This is a genomic window from Breznakia pachnodae (assembly GCF_030814225.1).
Classification (GTDB): Bacteria; Bacillota_I; Bacilli_A; order Erysipelotrichales; family Erysipelotrichaceae; genus Breznakia; species Breznakia pachnodae.
This window is the reverse complement of record NZ_JAUSUR010000003.1, coordinates 396234-414178: the sequence shown is the minus strand read 5'-3', so window position 1 is coordinate 414178 and position 17945 is coordinate 396234. Positions and strand designations below refer to the sequence as shown.

16 protein-coding genes are annotated in these 17945 nt (G+C 33.7%); 2 read left to right on the top strand and 14 right to left on the bottom strand.

Annotated features, from left to right (window positions below; all coding sequences use genetic code 11):
• Nucleotides 1–11: 11 nt before the first annotated feature.
• From J2S15_RS10435 to J2S15_RS10420, 4 genes are all read right to left on the bottom strand, one after another.
• Nucleotides 12–467, bottom strand: a complete 456-nt coding sequence (locus tag J2S15_RS10435) for a VOC family protein (protein WP_307408026.1) — start codon at nt 465–467, stop codon at nt 12–14.
• 42 nt (nt 468–509) lie between these two features.
• A complete protein-coding gene (locus J2S15_RS10430; RefSeq protein WP_307408024.1) occupies nt 510–1343 on the bottom strand; it encodes a helix-turn-helix domain-containing protein in 834 nt (277 codons plus the stop codon).
• Between the two features lie 185 nt (nt 1344–1528).
• Nucleotides 1529–2272, bottom strand: a complete 744-nt coding sequence (gene tpiA, locus J2S15_RS10425; RefSeq protein ID WP_307408022.1) for a triose-phosphate isomerase — start codon at nt 2270–2272, stop codon at nt 1529–1531.
• An 11-nt stretch (nt 2273–2283) separates the two neighbouring features.
• The gene (locus J2S15_RS10420) at nt 2284–3462 is read right to left on the bottom strand and encodes a phosphoglycerate kinase (RefSeq protein ID WP_307408020.1); all 1179 of its coding nucleotides are present in this window, start codon (nt 3460–3462) and stop codon (nt 2284–2286) included.
• Nucleotides 3463–3598: 136 nt separating this feature from the next.
• Here J2S15_RS10420 and J2S15_RS10415 point away from each other — a divergent pair, with 136 nt between their 5' ends.
• On the top strand, nt 3599–4096 hold the full coding sequence (locus J2S15_RS10415) for a thioredoxin domain-containing protein (RefSeq protein ID WP_307408018.1): 498 nt from the start codon (nt 3599–3601) through the stop codon (nt 4094–4096).
• A gap of 75 nt (nt 4097–4171) precedes the next feature.
• On the opposite strand, the gene J2S15_RS10410 is transcribed toward J2S15_RS10415, so the two are convergent.
• From J2S15_RS10410 to pta, 9 genes are all read right to left on the bottom strand, one after another.
• On the bottom strand, nt 4172–4531 hold the full coding sequence (locus tag J2S15_RS10410; protein WP_307408016.1) for a desulfoferrodoxin family protein: 360 nt from the start codon (nt 4529–4531) through the stop codon (nt 4172–4174).
• A 120-nt stretch (nt 4532–4651) separates the two neighbouring features.
• Entirely contained in the window at nt 4652–7276 is a 2625-nt protein-coding gene (locus J2S15_RS10405) for a toxin Cry1Ac domain D-VI-related protein (protein WP_307408014.1), read from the bottom strand.
• Between the two features lie 62 nt (nt 7277–7338).
• Nucleotides 7339–8679, bottom strand: coding sequence for an RNA polymerase sigma factor (locus tag J2S15_RS10400; RefSeq protein ID WP_307408012.1), 1341 nt, complete (start codon nt 8677–8679; stop codon nt 7339–7341).
• Between the two features lie 139 nt (nt 8680–8818).
• Nucleotides 8819–10327, bottom strand: coding sequence for an IMP dehydrogenase (locus J2S15_RS10395; RefSeq protein ID WP_307408011.1), 1509 nt, complete (start codon nt 10325–10327; stop codon nt 8819–8821).
• Nucleotides 10328–10489: 162 nt separating this feature from the next.
• Nucleotides 10490–11923 carry a glycogen synthase GlgA gene (glgA, locus tag J2S15_RS10390; RefSeq protein WP_307408009.1) on the bottom strand — a complete coding sequence of 478 codons (1434 nt, stop codon included), beginning with the start codon at nt 11921–11923 and terminating at the stop codon, nt 10490–10492.
• Between the two features lie 11 nt (nt 11924–11934).
• Nucleotides 11935–13050 carry a glucose-1-phosphate adenylyltransferase subunit GlgD gene (gene glgD / locus J2S15_RS10385; RefSeq protein WP_307408007.1) on the bottom strand — a complete coding sequence of 372 codons (1116 nt, stop codon included), beginning with the start codon at nt 13048–13050 and terminating at the stop codon, nt 11935–11937.
• Nucleotides 13043–14212 carry a glucose-1-phosphate adenylyltransferase gene (locus tag J2S15_RS10380; protein WP_307408005.1) on the bottom strand — a complete coding sequence of 390 codons (1170 nt, stop codon included), beginning with the start codon at nt 14210–14212 and terminating at the stop codon, nt 13043–13045. The genes glgD and J2S15_RS10380 overlap by 8 nt, the downstream gene beginning before the upstream one ends.
• Before the next feature lie 265 nt (nt 14213–14477).
• Entirely contained in the window at nt 14478–15212 is a 735-nt protein-coding gene (locus J2S15_RS10375; RefSeq protein WP_307408003.1) for a hypothetical protein, read from the bottom strand.
• Between the two features lie 108 nt (nt 15213–15320).
• The gene (pta, locus tag J2S15_RS10370; RefSeq protein ID WP_307408001.1) at nt 15321–16286 is read right to left on the bottom strand and encodes a phosphate acetyltransferase; all 966 of its coding nucleotides are present in this window, start codon (nt 16284–16286) and stop codon (nt 15321–15323) included.
• Nucleotides 16287–16588: 302 nt separating this feature from the next.
• Here pta and J2S15_RS10365 point away from each other — a divergent pair, with 302 nt between their 5' ends.
• The gene (locus J2S15_RS10365) at nt 16589–17041 is read left to right on the top strand and encodes a MarR family winged helix-turn-helix transcriptional regulator (protein WP_307407999.1); all 453 of its coding nucleotides are present in this window, start codon (nt 16589–16591) and stop codon (nt 17039–17041) included.
• A gap of 31 nt (nt 17042–17072) precedes the next feature.
• Here J2S15_RS10365 and J2S15_RS10360 read toward each other — a convergent pair whose 3' ends face one another.
• Nucleotides 17073–17891 carry a folate family ECF transporter S component gene (locus tag J2S15_RS10360; RefSeq protein WP_307407997.1) on the bottom strand — a complete coding sequence of 273 codons (819 nt, stop codon included), beginning with the start codon at nt 17889–17891 and terminating at the stop codon, nt 17073–17075.
• Nucleotides 17892–17945 lie beyond the last annotated feature (54 nt).

Below are 17945 nucleotides of genomic sequence, written 5' to 3'. Positions count from 1 at the left end.
CTGGCATTTCTTTACATTATCGTTTTAATATATTCAACTGGATACATTGTTTTTTCTGATACTTCTTCAACCGATAATCCTTTATCAAGATATCTTTTTATCACAACATTCATATCCTCTGCAATTTCAATAACATTCTTATCTGTATCACAAATTCGAAAAGCCTGTTGTCCCCAAGGATACGCTCTTACATCATGAACAAAATGAATTGATCCATCCTCTTTTATACGATTCACATACTTTACTATATCTTGCACTTCAAAATATATCTGAAAGTTGTTCGCTCCATAAACTGTGTTCATTGGTTGCCCAACAACCTGTGCATAATTTGCCTGCAAAGCAAGCCCATTCTCCAATGCTACATGATCTCCTAAATCTATTGTGACTTTCTGATCTAAAACATCGCGATAAAATACTTTTGCCTTTTCTATATCTTCTACGACAAGTAATGTTCCTTTAAATTCCATTATAGTTTCATCCTTTCTTTTATATGTAAGGTAAGTATAAAACTAAAACTTAGAAACTTCACTGTAATAATCGGACAAGTTTTTACGATATTCATCTGGACGAATACCACAAACAATTTTAAAGTCTTTCACAAAATGCGAAACATCATAGTATCCTAATTTTTCAGTTATTACTGACAGTGATTCTTTTGAATTATTTAATAATCGAAAGGAATTATTAATTCTAACAATTCTAGAAAATGCCTTCATACTCATCCCCAGATACTCATTAAAGAATCGATTCAACTGACGATTACTATATCCAACTACTGATGATACTTCTTCAGCTGTAATCATTCCTGATTTTTGCGTAATCAGTGATATCGCAGAAGCAAGCTGTACTGGATAATTATACTGGATATTTTGTAGTAATAATTCTTCCATAGTTGTAAGTAATTCTTCTGCTGTCTCAGTCTTTTTAAATATCTCTTTCATCTTAAAATCAAGAACTGGATTAATAAATGAAAATGAATAGATTTCATTTATTAAATCATTTTGTTTAATCTTACTAAACGGAAAGAATCCTGCTGGTTGAAATTCAATAATAAAAATAATATCACATTTATTCGCCATATCTCCAACTACCTTTGGTTGCGTTGTGGGGCCAAACAATAAACTATGTAATCCAGTAGCATTATTGAAGAAAACTAATGTAACACTTCCATGAGGTAACACAGTATAGTTATCTGAAATATCAATTTCATCTGGAAAAGTTATCGTAAAATTAGATATTAAATGTTGTAACTTATCACATGGTAATACATAGGCAAAACTATCATTACTATCAATAACAACTCTATCTTTACCAATATGTTTTAATCGATTACTTTTCAACATCTCTTTTCTCCAATCAGTTAATAACACCATCTAATTGTAACACATAAAAAGCCACCCAGTATCAGGCGGCAAGGTTTCAAAATAAATTGTTGGATGGGCGGTGTATCCATCATCTCAGGTACCTCATATAAACAAGGTGTGTAGAGAACCATTTTCTACTTCAACAAGATTACTTTGTATTTAAATTATTTTACTTTTGACATAATGTCATTGAATGAATCTTCTTTTAGAGAAGCTCCACCAATTAAAGCACCATCAATATCTGGACATGCCATATATTCAACAATGTTTTCAGGTTTCACTGATCCACCGTATTGAATTCTAACAGCATTTGCAGCATCATCACCATACATAACCTTTACCTGGTCACGTACGATTGCACAACAGTTTTGCGCATCTTCTTTAGTAGCACTTTTTCCAGTTCCGATTGCCCAGATTGGTTCATAAGCAATAACCATGTTTGAAACACATTTTGGACAAAGGTTAGCAAGAGATCCAGTCAATTGATCACGGATAACTTTTTCAGTTTCTCCAGCATCATATTGAGCTTCTGTTTCACCAATACAAAGGATAGGTGTAATATCAGCATCAATTAATCTTTTTGCTTTCTTGTTTACTGTTTCATCAGTATCACCAAACATTTCTCTTCTTTCAGAGTGTCCAATAATACAGTATTTAACATTGATTTCTTCCAACATTGGTACAGATACTTCTCCAGTAAATGCTCCATTGTCTTCGAAGTGACAGTTTTCAGCAGCTACGATTAAGTTCTTAGCTAACTTGTTTGCATCATTCAACGCAATAAATGAAGTTGCAACACCAAACGTTGCTCCATCATGTGCATTCGCATCACATGCTTCAATAAAAGCTTTTGCTTCTGCGATTGTTTTATTCATTTTCCAGTTTCCAACAATAATTGGTTTTCTCATGTTTGTTCTCCTTATTTATCAGAAATTACCGCAATACCTGGTAATTCTTTTCCTTCCATGTATTCTAATGAAGCTCCTCCACCTGTAGAGATATGAGAGAACTTGTCAGCGAATCCTAATTGGATTGCAGCAGCTGCACTATCACCACCACCGATTACAGTAGTAGCACCTGGCAATTCAGAAATTGCAGTACATACAGCTAATGTACCTTTTGCGAAAGGTTCCATTTCGAATACACCCATAGGTCCATTCCATACAACAGTTTTTGCACCTTGTAATGTTTCCTCAAATAATTCGATTGTTTTAGGTCCGATGTCTAATCCCATCCAACCTTCAGGAATTTTTCCACTTTCACACACTTGAATATCTGCATCAGCAGCAAACTTGTCAGCACATACATTATCAACTGGTAATACAAGTTTGTCTCCTGCTTTGTCTAAGTATTCTTTTGCTAGAGCAACTTTATCTTCTTCTAATAGAGAAGTTCCGATTTCTCCACCCATAGCTTTCATGAAAGTATAAGCCATACCTCCACCAATAATAACTTTGTCAGCTTTCTTAAGCAAGTTATCAACTACTGCAATTTTATCAGAAACTTTCGCTCCACCAATAATTGCAACAAATGGTCTTTCAGGGTTGTCTACTGCTTTTCCTAACATTGTAACTTCTTTTTCTACTAAGAATCCAAGTGCGTTAGGTAAGATAGAAGCAATTCCTACTGTAGAAGCATGTGCTCTATGAACAGAACCAAATGCGTCCTCTACGAATAAGTCTCCTAGACTTGCCCAGTATTTTGCTAATTCAGGATCATTTTTTGTTTCTCCTGGTTCGTAACGTGTGTTTTGAACAAGAACGATTTCTCCATCTTTCATATTAGCTACTGCATTTTCTAATTCTTCTCCTCTAGTTACTGAAGAGAAAACAACTTTTGTGTTTACTTTTTCTGCTAATGCTTTCGCAACAACATCCATGTTGTTTTTAGCTTTATCTTCTTCTGTCTTGATTTTACCTAAGTGAGACATCAAAATAACCTTTGCGTTATTTTCAATTAAGTAATTAATTGTTGGTAATGCCTGCACAATACGATTATCATTTGTGATAACTCCGTCTTTTCTTGGGACGTTGAAGTCAACACGACAAATAACGCGTTTTCCTGCTACATCTAAATCTTTTACAGTTCTCTTTGCCATACTAGCCTCCTATTTTCAAATCGTTATCATTATAACACTTAACAATTGTTAGTTAAAGGCTTTTGAGAATATTTTCACATTTTTAAACTACTATATTTTAGATATTTATACTATAATAATAACAAGGAGATTTTTTATGCAGAAGAAACAGATTTATACGCGAAATCTGGAACCGCTTACGGTGGGAAACAGATTACCGAATATTATTATCAATGATAATCGTGAAGAAGAAATCGATCTTCACTCAATTAAAAAGAATAAAGTATATATTAGTGTTCCATCATTTGGAAATCATGCAATCATGAAAGAAATTGCAAAGCTTGATATTATCTTTGCGGACTTTGAAGATATTGATTTCTATCTGATTTCAAATGAACCTGTATATACCCAAAAACGTTTAGGATCAGGAAAGAAATTAAAAACCTTTAAATTCTTATCCGATTTCAAACTTCGTAACTTTGCAAGATATACTGGTACTTATATTTATGAAATCAGTTCATTAGTAAAATCAGTATTTATTGTCGATGCTAACGATGAAGTGAAACTAGTTGAATACTATGATGACTTATATTCTAATATCGATGTGAATGAAGTAACCAAAATTATCAATGAACTAAAAGAAGCAGCGTATTAAACGTCGCTTCTTTTTATATGACTTCTAAGATGATTTAGAATAGTCCAAATAAAAAGGGATGTTTCCATCCCAGTTTTACATTTCCTTCTTCCAAAGACCGTGTAAATTACAGTACTCATAAACTGCAACAACTTCTTCACCTTCAATATTAAACTCTGCATATGGTTTTTCTGCTGGATGTAATTTCTTCATCATCATTCCATCCTTAGTTTCAACCACAATCCATTGAATAAAGTGTTCTTCTACCATTGGGTGCTCCACTTCCCCAACTTGAACCTTCAAAGTGTTTCCATCTACAGTAACATATGGTACGTGTTTTTCAGTAGCTGCATCTACCGTATTAGGAGTAAGTTCATTTTCTTCCCCTGAGCAAAACTTTCCATCTGTTAATACAACAGCAATCGAATCACATTCTTCACATTTAATAAATTTCATTGTTCTTCTCCTTTATGTTTCAAATTTACAATCATAGTGTATCATTTCAACAATTGGAAGACTAATCATATGACTGAGAAAAATCAAAATTAAAAGGACATCACTGTCCTCTTAACATTATTATCTTGTTTTTAGTTTTCTTATTGTCAGATATCCTGCTGATAATAGAAGTAACATCCATAGTGCAGTAGTATCTGTCATATCTCCTGTATTCACTGTACCATTGTTTGTAACGCTTGTATTTGGTGTTACAGACGGTTTTACAACCGTTGGTATATCTACTGAAGGGTTTTGAATAACAGATGTATCCAATTGTTTCTGAGCTTCATCAATAATTAATTGTAATTGATCTTTCAGTTCCCCATCAGGTAACTTATTTACTAAATCTTGTGCATTATTAATATCCTCTTGGGTTACTCCAGAATTTAGATTACCATCTTTATCCAATAAATCATTTACCACATTTTTCGCATCTAACATTTCTTGTGCTTTATCAATTTCTTTTTGTAATTGATCTTTCAAATCTCCATTTGGAAGCTTATTCACTAAATCTTGTGCATTGTCGATATCTTTCTGAGTTATACCATCAGCTAAGTTATCTTTCTTTTCATTGAATAAATCTTCCACTGCATCTTTTGCATCTAGCATATCTTGTGCTTTATCAATTTCTTTTTGCAATTCATCCTTCGCTGTTCCAATAGGAAGTTTATCGACTGCATCCTGAGCATTATCAATTGCAGTTTGATCAGTTGTATCCTTTATATTTGTATGACTTCCATCAGTAAACAAATCTTCTACTTTGGCTTTTGCATCTTTTTCGTCTAGTTGTCTTTGTGCTTCATTAATCTTATCTTGAAGTTGTGTTTTCAATTCTCCAGATGGTAATAAATCTACCAAGTCTTGTGCATCATCTATTGTAGTTTGCACTACTGTATCCTTAATTGTTCCATCTGCGTCAAATAAATTATCTACTGCTTCAATTGCATTGAGCATATTTTGTGCAGTATCAATTTCTTTTTGTAGTTCATCTTTTAGTTCTCCTGCTGGAAGTTTATCTACAGCAGTTTGTGCACTATCAACTTCTGCTTGTCCAACACCATCGTTAAGGTTTGTTCCATCTGGTTTCAATAAATCAACAACTAAATCTTTTGCTTCTACCATGTTTTGTGCAGCGACTAATTCAGTTCTTAATTTTTCAATTATGACATCATAAATTGTTCCTGACCCTGCTTCAACATTTTTTAATTGAATCAAAGAATCAATTAGTGTTAATTGTTCATCAATTTGAGCCTGTGTCATTCCATCTAATAAATTATCCCTATCATCATTCAAAATATCTGCAATATAGATTTCTAAAGTTGAAGCGGTTGGTTTATCTTGAACAGTATTAGTTCCTTTTACAATCATTATCTTTATGGCTGGATGTGTATTAAATAAATTTGCAATATTTCCTGTAAGGTTAGGATTATCATTAATCGTTAGTTCTTCCAAAGTTGAAATCGTACTGATAGATGAAGGTATTTCTCCTGATAAATTATTTTCATGTAAGTATATTGTAGTTAATGATGTAAGTCCTGCCAGTTCACTTGGAATTGAACCTGATAAGTTATTGTATTGTAAACGTAAATGCAGTAGGCTTGTAAGATTACCTAATTCACTTGGTATTTCACCACTTAACTGATTGCCATAAAGTCTTATATCCTGCAAGGTAGTTACATTACCCAATTCAACTGGTATATTCCCTGTAAGATTATTTGTATACAAAAACAAGGTTTTCAGAGAAGACATGTTCCCCAACTCCACAGGGATTTCTCCACTTAGATTATTCATAGATAATGATAAATATGTAAGTGATGATAAATTTCCTAAAGATGCAGGTATTTCTCCTGTTAAATCATTTCTATTCAATTGCAATTGTATTAATGAAGTAAGATTCCCTAACTCTGAAGGGATACTTCCTGTTAAATTATTACCATACAACCAAAGATAAGTAAGTGATGATAAATTTCCTAAAGTAGTAGGAATTGAACCACTTAATTGGTTTTCATGTAGGTAAAGAATAGACAAAGAGGTAAGATTCCCAAGTGATGAAGGAATTTCTCCCGTTAATTCATTAAACTGCAAACGTAACTGTGTTAATGAAGTATTATTCCCTAATGATTCAGGTATACTTCCTGTTAATTGATTATTATATAAATGTAATATATCCATAAATCCTAGATTTCCGATTCCACTAGGAATTGATCCACTTAATTGGTTGTCTGCTAAGTAAATACGTTTTATATTAATGAAATTTTCAATCCCATCTAGTGTTCCTGTAATTGATTTGTTATTCAAAGATATTGTTCCTGTATAAGCATTCGCTTCACCAATACTAATAACATTATCTCCATCGCTATCAATTGATGAATAGTTTAGCAAAATTGCATCGTGTAATGATTGTGAAGATGCAGGAAAAGCTGGATCAGTTAATGCATAAGTAGTAATCCCACTTGTTTGCACAACCGCATCTACAGTTTGGTTTGTTGTTGTCTCTACATTTGCTTCATCAGTCGTCTCTTCTATTTCCTGCGATTCTTCTTCTTTTATAACATCTTCTTCTATTTCATTTTCTATAGTTTCTACTTCATTTTCTGTTTGTTCAATCTCATCTGCTGACAATTGTGTCATTCCTGTAAACAGACTTGCACATAACATTGTCGCAACTAACATAGACAGAATTAATTTGCCCTTTTTCAATTTCATGTTTTCCTCCTTGAACATTCTAGTTATGTATAATTTTAATTTCTTCAGTATACCCTTCATGATTACTGAAGTGAAAAATCAAAGTTATACTCTTTTCTTTGTCCAGTATTATCTACAATTATTAATTTTGCTTTTCCATCAAAGTAACCATCTATCTGATGGCTAGATGTAAACGTATAGGTTTGATTTTTATACTCAAAGTAAGAATTCTTATAATCAATCTTGTTTTGCTCATCCAAGATACGAAATACTACCTTATCATTATATTTAAGTGCATCTGTAACTTCAGGTGTGTATGGATCTATATTGGAAATAACGATTTGCTCTTTCCAGTTAGATGTTTCTACTACATATTCTCCATTTTCTTGGGCATAAAAGAGTAATTGATTATTTCTTATTTCAAATTCTTGTTCAGTCTTTACATATAAGATTTTGATTTCTTGCTCATCCAACTCTTTAATAAGATCAATTTCTACTTTAACTGATTCTCTAGTTGGGTTTTGATCATAAGAAATATCTCCAAATCCATCACGTTCTCCATTTCTATACTTTTCAATAATTGTATCTATACTGTTATCACCAAACTGAATGTAATTTCTGATTTGATTATCAGGGAATGTCATTCGTAAGATTAGTGTCAATGAAATCGAAAAGACAATTACAGCCATTACTATTTTTATAAGACTACCGTTTAGAAGGGAATGATAAAACTTTGGTGTAGTAGACCTCTGCTCAATATCTAATTCCTGATAGAGCTCGTTGGTACAGTTTTTAGAAACTGTATCGTTTTTCCACACCTGTCTCATCAACAGTAATAATAAAGGTATTCCTGCAAAAGAGAAGTATCTGGTTTCATAACCACGTTCTTTTAATCGTGGTTTTACCGTTGAACGTACATTGTATAAGCGACTTTTAATAACTCCTGGTGCAACATCTAACTGTTGTGCTATTTCTTTGATTGATAAACCAGCCAGATATCGCATCTCAGCTGTTTCCCGATATTTGGGTGATAGCTTTGCTAGTTCTTCTGTAATTGCTGTTAGCACTTCTTTCTTGTAGATGTCAGATGATGGGTTATCATTTGCGACGACTGCTTCTTCTATGTTGTATTCCTCATCATCACTTGTTAAATCACGTTTTTTTGTAAAACTGCGATTTGCTTCATTATAGGCAATTGAAAAAATCCAACCATGAAAAGAATCTGTTGATTTTAAAGAATGAATGTGTCGATACACTTTAATAAAAGTTTCCTGTAACACTTCTTCAGCATCCGATACATTTTTTACTTTTGATAAGATAAAGTAAAACAGTGGCTGCTTATAAAATTCATAGATTTCACTAAAAGCCCCAGTCTCGCCTTCCTGCAGTGCTTTTACATATTTTGGATCTATTTTTCTGCCCATTCGATACTCCTTGTCTTTCTCTTTCACTAGAATGACCTCAGTTGTCTAAAAAAGGTCAAGTCAATTACGTAAATTAGTCGTAAAAATTTAAAAAAGAGTTCAAAAAAAGAGCCAACTTATTTGTCAGCTCTAAATTGAATTATTTATTTTGGTCGTAATTGTTCTCTTTAACAACTACATCATGAGCCCCGCCCTCTACAATACTAGTAGAAGATACAAGCGTAATTTTTGCTTTTTCCTGCATTTCAGGAATACTTAATGCACCACAGTTACACATTGTATGTCTAACTTTGCTTAATGATAAGCCAATGTTATCTTTTAATGGACCTGCGTAAGGAACGTAAGAATCTACACCTTCCACAAATGAAAGTTCACCTTCACCACCAACGTCATAACGTTGCCAGTTACGTGCACGTGCACTTCCTTCTCCCCAGTACTCTTTCATATAAGTACCATTCATATTAATTTTCTTTGTTGGACTTTCATCGAATCTTGAGAAGTAACGTCCTAACATCAAGAAATCTGATCCCATAGCTAATGCAAGTGTCATGTGGTAATCATGAACAATTCCTCCATCACTACAGATAGGAACATAAATTCCTGTTTCTTCATAGTATTCATCACGTGCTGCAGCAACTTCCTGTAATGCAGTTGCCTGTCCACGTCCAATTCCTTTTTGTTCACGAGTGATACAAATACTACCACCACCAATACCAACTTTAATAAAGTCAGCACCAGCATCTGCCAGAAAGCGGAATCCATCTCTGTCGACAATGTTTCCTGCTCCAACTTTTACTGTATCTCCATAGTTTTCACGAATCCATTCAATTGTTAGTTTCTGCCATTCTGAGAACCCTTCACTTGAATCAATACATAATACATCTGCTCCAGCTGCAAGTAATGCAGGAACACGCTCTGCGTAGTCTCTGGTGTTAATACCAGCTCCTACAATGTAACGTTTTTGGTCATCCAATAATTCATTTGGATTTTCTTTATGAGAATCATAATCTTTTCTAAATACAAAATATTTTAAACGTTGTTTATCATCTATGATTGGTAACGCATTTAACTTGTTATCCCAGATAATATCATTTGCTTCTGATAAGCTAATTCCATCTTTTCCATAGATTAACTTTTCATATGGTGTCATAAATTCAGAAACTTTTGTATCTAAACTCATTCTAGACACACGGTAGTCACGTGTAGTGACCATTCCAACCATTTTACCTTCTGCTGTACCATCATCAGTAACTGCGATTGTACCATGCCCTGTGCTCTTCTTAAGTGCAACAACATCTCTTAATGTGTCGGTTGGTCTGATATTTGAATCACTAGGAACAAATCCTGCTTTTGTCAATTTTACTCTATGAATCATCTCTGCTTCTTCTTCGATCGTCTGCGAACCGTAAATGAAAGAGATTCCTCCTTCTTTTGCAAGCGCAACTGCCATTCGCTCACCAGATACTGATTGCATAATTGCACTCACCATTGGAATGTTCATCGTAATTGCTGGTTGCTCACCCTTTTTGAATTTCACAAGTGGGGTTTTTAGTGAAACCTTGTCTGGTGTACACTCTGGTGATGAGTAACCTGGAACTAATAAGTATTCACTGAATGTGCGTGATGGTTCTTTAAAATAAAATGCCATAAATGATAATCCTCCTTACGTTTTTCTCATGATTTAATTGTATATATTATAAAACTTTAATTCATGAAGTCAACTGTTTATCGAATGAAAATACATTTTCTTGTTACTGAAAAAGACATCGCTTGTTTCAGTAACTCACGATGTCTTTTCATTCTTTATAATTTATTTTTGATTATAGAGTTGCATATACTCTTTTGCACTTACTTCCCAGCTGACATCAACATTCATTGCCTGTCTCATCAACTGACGAAAAGCTTTCGGTTTTTCATAGTAAACATACAGTGCTCGATGAATACACTCCATCATTTCCCAGCCACTGAAATTAGCAAATGAGAAACCAGTACCTTCACCAGTAAATTCATTATATGGAATAACGGTATCTTTTAATCCACCAGTTTCACGAACTAGAGGAAGCGTACCATAACGAAGTGAGATTAACTGTGATATTCCACATGGTTCAAATCTTGATGGCATTAAGAATCCATCAGAAGCTGCATAAATCTGATGAGCTAGAATTTCATTATATCCACAATAGAATACAAACTTCCCTTTATTACCAGCCTCTACTGCTCTGAATTCATCTTCAATATAACCATCACCACTACCAAGAATCACTACCTGCATATTTGCTTCAATCATCCACTTCATTTGTTCAAGAACTAAGTTAAGACCTTTTTGATCTGTAAGTCTGGTAACTAAACCAAGTAAGAATATATCTTTATCCTGTTTTAAGCCTAACTCTTTTTGCAGAGCAAGTTTGTTTTCACTCTTACACTTGAACACACTTACTTTATTGTAGTGACAAGGAATAAACTTATCATCTTTTGGATTCCATTCATCGGTATCAATACCATTTACAATACCAGTTAAATTATGCGCCCGCATCTGAAGTACATGCTCCAGATGTTCACCATACTCAGAAGTCAGAATTTCCTGCGCATAATTTGGCGATACTGTTGTCACCTGATCCGCATAGACGATTCCACTCTTCATAAAACTGATACCTGTATCAAAGCGAACATTTCCATTGTCATATAAACTCATATCTAAACCTAAACAACTGTCTAGCATATCACGAGAGAAATTCCCCTGATAAGCAAGATTATGAATCGTATACACATGATAGATATTATGATAACGTTTATCATTTTGATAATTCTCTTTGCACATTACCGGAATCATTCCTGTATGCCAGTCATGACAGTGAAGAATATCAGGAAAATAATCCAACTGATTAAGTAATTCTAGTACTGCTTTCTGGAAATATGCAAAGCGTTCGCCATCATCATCGTAGCCGTATAAAACACCCCTTTCAAAGTATCCCTGGTGTTCCACAAAGTAATAGGTAATACCTTGATGTTCACCCTGATATACTCTAACAGGTACTTCCTGATAATTAATATTAACGGTATACTCAACTACGAATTTAAACTCCTTACGATGCTTCTTAGCTATCTGCAGATATAGGGGGATAATGACTCTTACCTCTGCACCTTGATGCTGCAAGGCTTTTGGTAAAGATCCAATCACATCTGCAAGACCACCACTTTTCACATACGGTAATCCTTCTGCTGCTACAAATAATATTTGTTTCATAGCATCACCACCTAAATCCGATCGTTTCGTCGAACATATGCCGGATGTTCATCTGTTCCTTTTACATCCTTCACCTGATTAATTTCAACACGTTTGTCGACAACTACATTATTCAATTTTACATCTTCTCCAATAACACTACCTGGGAAAATGATACTATTTTTAACAATCGCGCCCTTTTTAATAAAGCATCCACGTCCGATTACACTATTTTCAATACGACCTTCAATACAACATCCATTCGATACGATAGAACTAGTTGCACTACCTGTCTCAAAATAATGAGTAGGCGAAGAATCATTTGTCTTTGTGTAAATTGGCCATTCTTCCTTAAATAAGCGAGAACGAACTTTTGGATTTAATAACTCCATATTGCAGCGATAATAAGATTCAAATGAATTGATTGCTGCAAGGTATCCACGATATTGGTAACCACGAATATCTAAGTAACTAGCTGCATCATTTAGAATATCACGCATCCAATATAATGAACTTGTATGAACTGCCTGATCAATCATTGCCAAGAAAATATCTTTACTCATTACATATGTTTCTAATGAAATATTTTTTGTTTTGGTATTTCCCTGATTACGATCAATCGACAATACACCTTTTTGCTTATTTAAATGCAATGTATCACAATTAATAAAATTAGTTTTCGCATCATCTACACTCTTGTAGAGTACACTGATATCAGCACCTGTCTGACGATGTTCTTCAATCACATCATTAAAGTCTACACTATACAACATAAAGTTCGTTGTTACTACCACATACTTCTGGTTCATCGCTTCAATTGCAGCTCGGTTATAGTTAAATGAAGCAATATCATTTAAGTAGAACTTTGATAATGATCGATCAGGACCAAACATAATATTCAATGCACCTCTTTTGGTGTTAATATTGTAATGTCTACCAGTTCCAACATGATCAATAATACTTCTAGGACTACGATTTACATACATCTGAATCGTTTCAATTCCTGAGTTCGTCATATTTGATAACGGAATATCAATAATACGATATCTCCCTAACAGCGAGATAGAACCAACTGAACGATAGTCTTCCAACCCATCGATATGAACATTGCTTCCTGAGAAAACAAGCACTCCAAATGCATTACACATTGTTCACTCCCCCTTTCTTCTTTTTATTGTCACTTTTTACATTTTGGGAAATAAGCTCAATATGCTCTGCTTTTGCATTTCCTGCCTTTGTATTCGCACCAACTTTTACTCCTTCTGCAATAATGCAACGATTTACCACTGCATTCTCACCAATCTCAACACCTGGCATTAATACAGCATCCGTTACTTTTGCGCCAACGCCAACTTTTACTCCATTGAATAAAACTGAACGTTCTACTTTTCCTTCAATCATACACCCCTGATTTACATAAGAGTGAATAACTTCACCAGTTTCACTGATGTATTGTGGAACCGAAGGAGTATCCTCCGTATAAATTTTCCAGTCTGGATCATTTAAATTTATTTCATCATTCTTGTAGAGCAGATCCATATTTGCTTCCCATAGGGAATCAATGGTTCCTACATCCTTCCAATATCCATTGTATGTATAAGCATATAGACGCTTATGTTCATCCAATAAGTTTGGAATGATATCCTTTCCAAAATCATGACTTGACTGTTTGTCTTTCGCATCATCAATCAGTTTCTTACGTAGTAGTTTCCAATCAAAGATGTAAATCCCCATACTTGCCAGATTACTTTTTGGCTTTTCTGGTTTTTCTTCAAACTCAACAATTCGTTGTTCACTGTCGGTATTCATGATTCCAAAACGACTGGCTTCCTTTATATCTACTTCTAAAACCGCAATTGTTGCATCTGCTTTCATCTTACGGTGATAACGAAGCATTTCTTCATAGTTCATTTTGTAGATATGGTCACCGGATAAAATTAAAACATATTCTGGATTATATTGATCAAGAAAATCAATGTTTTGTGTAATCGCATCAGCAGTACCACGATACACGTCTAAATCAGAATCTGCTTTTTCTCGTGGTGGTAATACATATACCCCACTATCGAAGGTATCTAACCCCCAACGTTGCCCCTGACTAGCATAGGCATTCAGTAAAATTGACTCGTATTGAGTCAGAACTCCAACAATATCAATGTTGGAATTGGCACAGTTACTTAATGGAAAATCGATGATACGATACTTCCCACCAAAGTGAACTGCAGGCTTTGCAACTTTATCCGTTAGTGCGTGAAGTCTTGAACCTCTACCACCAGCCAGAATCATTGCAATCATATTATTAGCTCTCATGTGTCTTCCCCCTTCGTGCGTTTAATATCTACCTTAAATATACTACGTTCTCACTACAATTGCCACGCACTCAAATGAAATCATGTCGTTTTCGGTCAATAAATGGAATTTTCTGCAATGACCCTATGTAGTAGTGAAAAAAGTACCATATTTTTCTTGGTAGTTTGCCTTGTTTCCAAACATTAGTCGTATTTTTTTTCTAAATCGTTCACAAAAAAACAAAAAAAATATCTTTTTAAATTTTAAAGATATTTTCTTATACATATTATAATTCTATACAACATAAATTTGACTCATACGTTCTATTTGAACGATTATACTTTTTATATAAAAGATAAATATAATTATCATTTACATATAACAAATCTCCTGGTACTGGACATTTATCAATTACGAATCCATTTTGTTTATCAATTAGAATCCAATATTGATTTTTATCACATATTAAAATGTTATCTTTTATCCAATAGTATTCAACAGCACTATTTGAATAAGAAAATAGTATCTCCCCTGTCGCCAAACACAATGCATAGAAAAGACCTCCATTCCCTTGTGTACTAAAATATAAAATTCCACTTTTATGTTCTACCTCTGTATATAGCCAATGTCGAATATTTCGATTCCATATGATTTCATCTGTCTTTACGTTTCGGCAAGACATTGTCCACTTTGCAGACATAAACACATCATACTCATCAAAGTAATAATGCTTGGAATCAGGAGATATTATTTTAGTTGTTTTTCGATTAATAGAAGAGCTTACTTTTTTATCAATAGTTATTATTTTACCATCTGTAATATTCAGATGAATTTTTTTTACTACATATTCACCAGAAAACACATGTGCTATTTTATTATCTGCTGTTTCAATTGTTTTAAGAATACGCTCTGAAGTATTCACATATAATTCTTCATTATTAATCGTAAAACTAACATTCCAATTAACACTATCCTGTTTATTTAAATATGAATATAAGTGATGAGACCATTTTGTTTTCATTAATATACCTCTTTTATATCTTCCTTCAAAATGTATCACAAACCTTAAGTAATATCAATTTATCATTAAACAGCAAAAAACTTCAGAAAATTCTGAAGTTCTTAAAACTTAAATAAATTTTTGAGCAGCTGTAATAATTGCTACTTTATATACCTCTTCTGCATTACATCCACGGCTTAAATCATTGATTGGAGCATTCAATCCCTGAAGGATTGGTCCACATGCTTCAAAACCTCCCAGACGTTGTGCAATTTTATATCCAATATTTCCTGCTTCAATATTTGGGAAGATAAATGTATTACATTTACCTGCAACATCTGAATCCTTTGCTTTGGTTTGAGCAACTGTTGGTGAGATTGCTGCATCAAACTGGAATTCTCCATCTACTGCAAAATCAACTTTCATTGTTTTTAAACGTTCTGTTGCATTTCTAACCTTATCAACTGCTTCACCTTTACCAGATCCTAGTGTTGAGTATGACAACATCCCTACAATTGGTTCTACCCCAAACACTCTAGCTGTGTTTGCTGTTTCAATTGCAATTTCCACCAAGTCATCTTCACTTGGCATAATGTTGATTGCACAATCACCCATTACATATTTTTCTTGTCCACGTGCCATAATAAATGCACTTGATACAATGTTTGATGTAGGTTTTGTTTTTACTAACTGAAGTGCTGGACGTACTGTATCCGCAGTTGAATACGTAGCTCCTCCAACAAGACCATCAGCAAGTCCTTCTGCTACAAGCATTGTTCCAAAGTAGTTTGTTTTCTTTAATGCTTCTCGACATTGGTCTGCATCCATTTTCCCTTTTCTAAGAACAACCATTTTTTGAACCATATCATCAATATTTTCATACGTCAGTGGATCTACAATTTCAATCCCTTCAATATTAAATCCTAGTTCATCAGCCTTTGCCTTAACTTCATCCTTGTTTCCTAACAAAACAGGAACTAAAATCTCTTCTTTGTGCAGTCTTAATGCTGCTTCCAGAATTCGATCATCTGTTCCTTCCGGGAATACAATACGCACATTCTTACCATTAATCTTATCAAGCATACATGTTAACATCTAATTACCTCTTTTCCTTTATAACTAACCATACTTATTATACTCTCATTTCCCCTTTAACAAAAGGGAAAAATAACATTCTAACATGTGAATTTATTATCAAACAATGAGTGACAGAAGCAGTTAATATTTCAACATGATTTTTAACAATTCTATCTATTAAGTTCTCTTATCTTTAATATTTTGTTTCACATAAAACATTAAAAAACTGTCACAGAAAAATCACGCATTTTACTTAATTACGTGATATGATAATAGTAGTGATAAATTGTATTACAAATAGGTTGAAGGAGTTAAGTAAAATGATAAAAACACAAAAGCACGGTTGGAAAGATTTAATTACTGGTGGACAGGAAATGCGTGTACAGCTTTCTAAACTCATGTCGAGAATTGCTGGGACTGAGGATTTAAGCACAAATCAAATGGCATTAATAATGGGAATCTACTCAGGAAGTCTAACGAGTGTTGGTAGTGTAACAAAAGCGTTTGATATTCAACAGACAAATGCATCTACACTTTGTCGAAAATCCGAAGAGTTAGGTTTCATTGTCCGTAAACGCAACAATGAAGATGTTCGTGTAGTAAATTTAATCCTTACTGAAAAAGGGGAAGCTACAGTAAAAAGCATATTAAAAATGCTGGAACAAAGATATAAGCATTATCAAAAAGAACATGGTGAAAACATTGATTTTGAAATGATGGAAAAAGGTATCTGTGAATTTGTAAAATTATTAAACGTAATTGAAGGTGTATAAAAGGAAGTCCAAATTGGACTTCCTTATTTTATTAATGATAAACTCTTCTTACTATTTTAAGTACACTATATCCAACAATGATATTGAGTGGTATCATCACACATGCTTTTACAATTCGAATGAATGTTGAAATCCACCATGGAATTCCATACATTACATCCAACCAGAGTGGTGTCAGTATCATACTGTACAACACTTCACAAAGTAGTGCGACAACTATCCATTTTGCCAGATCTTCAGCGACCTCCTGATTCATCTTCTTTCTTAAATAATATAAGATAAGGAAGATAATTAGAATCGCTGCAGTAATAAAGGCAATAACAGCTAATTTCATAATCATTGTAATTTCATAACTCTGTTCACTGATCTGTATGGTATCTACCTGAACTACATATGCAGAAGCAATCAATCCTAACACAATAAAACTGATATTGATTAGACGATAAATATTCTGTGGTTTTAGTTTCACATTTCGCTTATACCACAGCGATGGCAGTGTTGACACTAACACATGACTTAGGGTAAATCCTAAAAACGGAAACGATGTAGGTGTAATCATTAGACCTACCAGATCAAATATTAATCCTACCAGATATGACCAACTTGGCGATAAGACAGCTCCAGCGATCATCAATGGTAATAAAGCAAACGATAATTTAACGGATGGAACCCCAAACAAGGGAATCATCACCGATATGGCATTTAGGATAACCGCTAATAATACAAAGAGCGATGCTAATACCAGATTTTTAATCGTTGGCTTTAATGGATATTTCTTAAATACATATCCAAATAATCCTGCTAAACATAAAAAACATACTACTTGACTAATAATTGCATTCATTGACATTTCAATAATTGCTACTCACTATGAGCAATAGAATTCCTGCTTCAAACGTGCGTG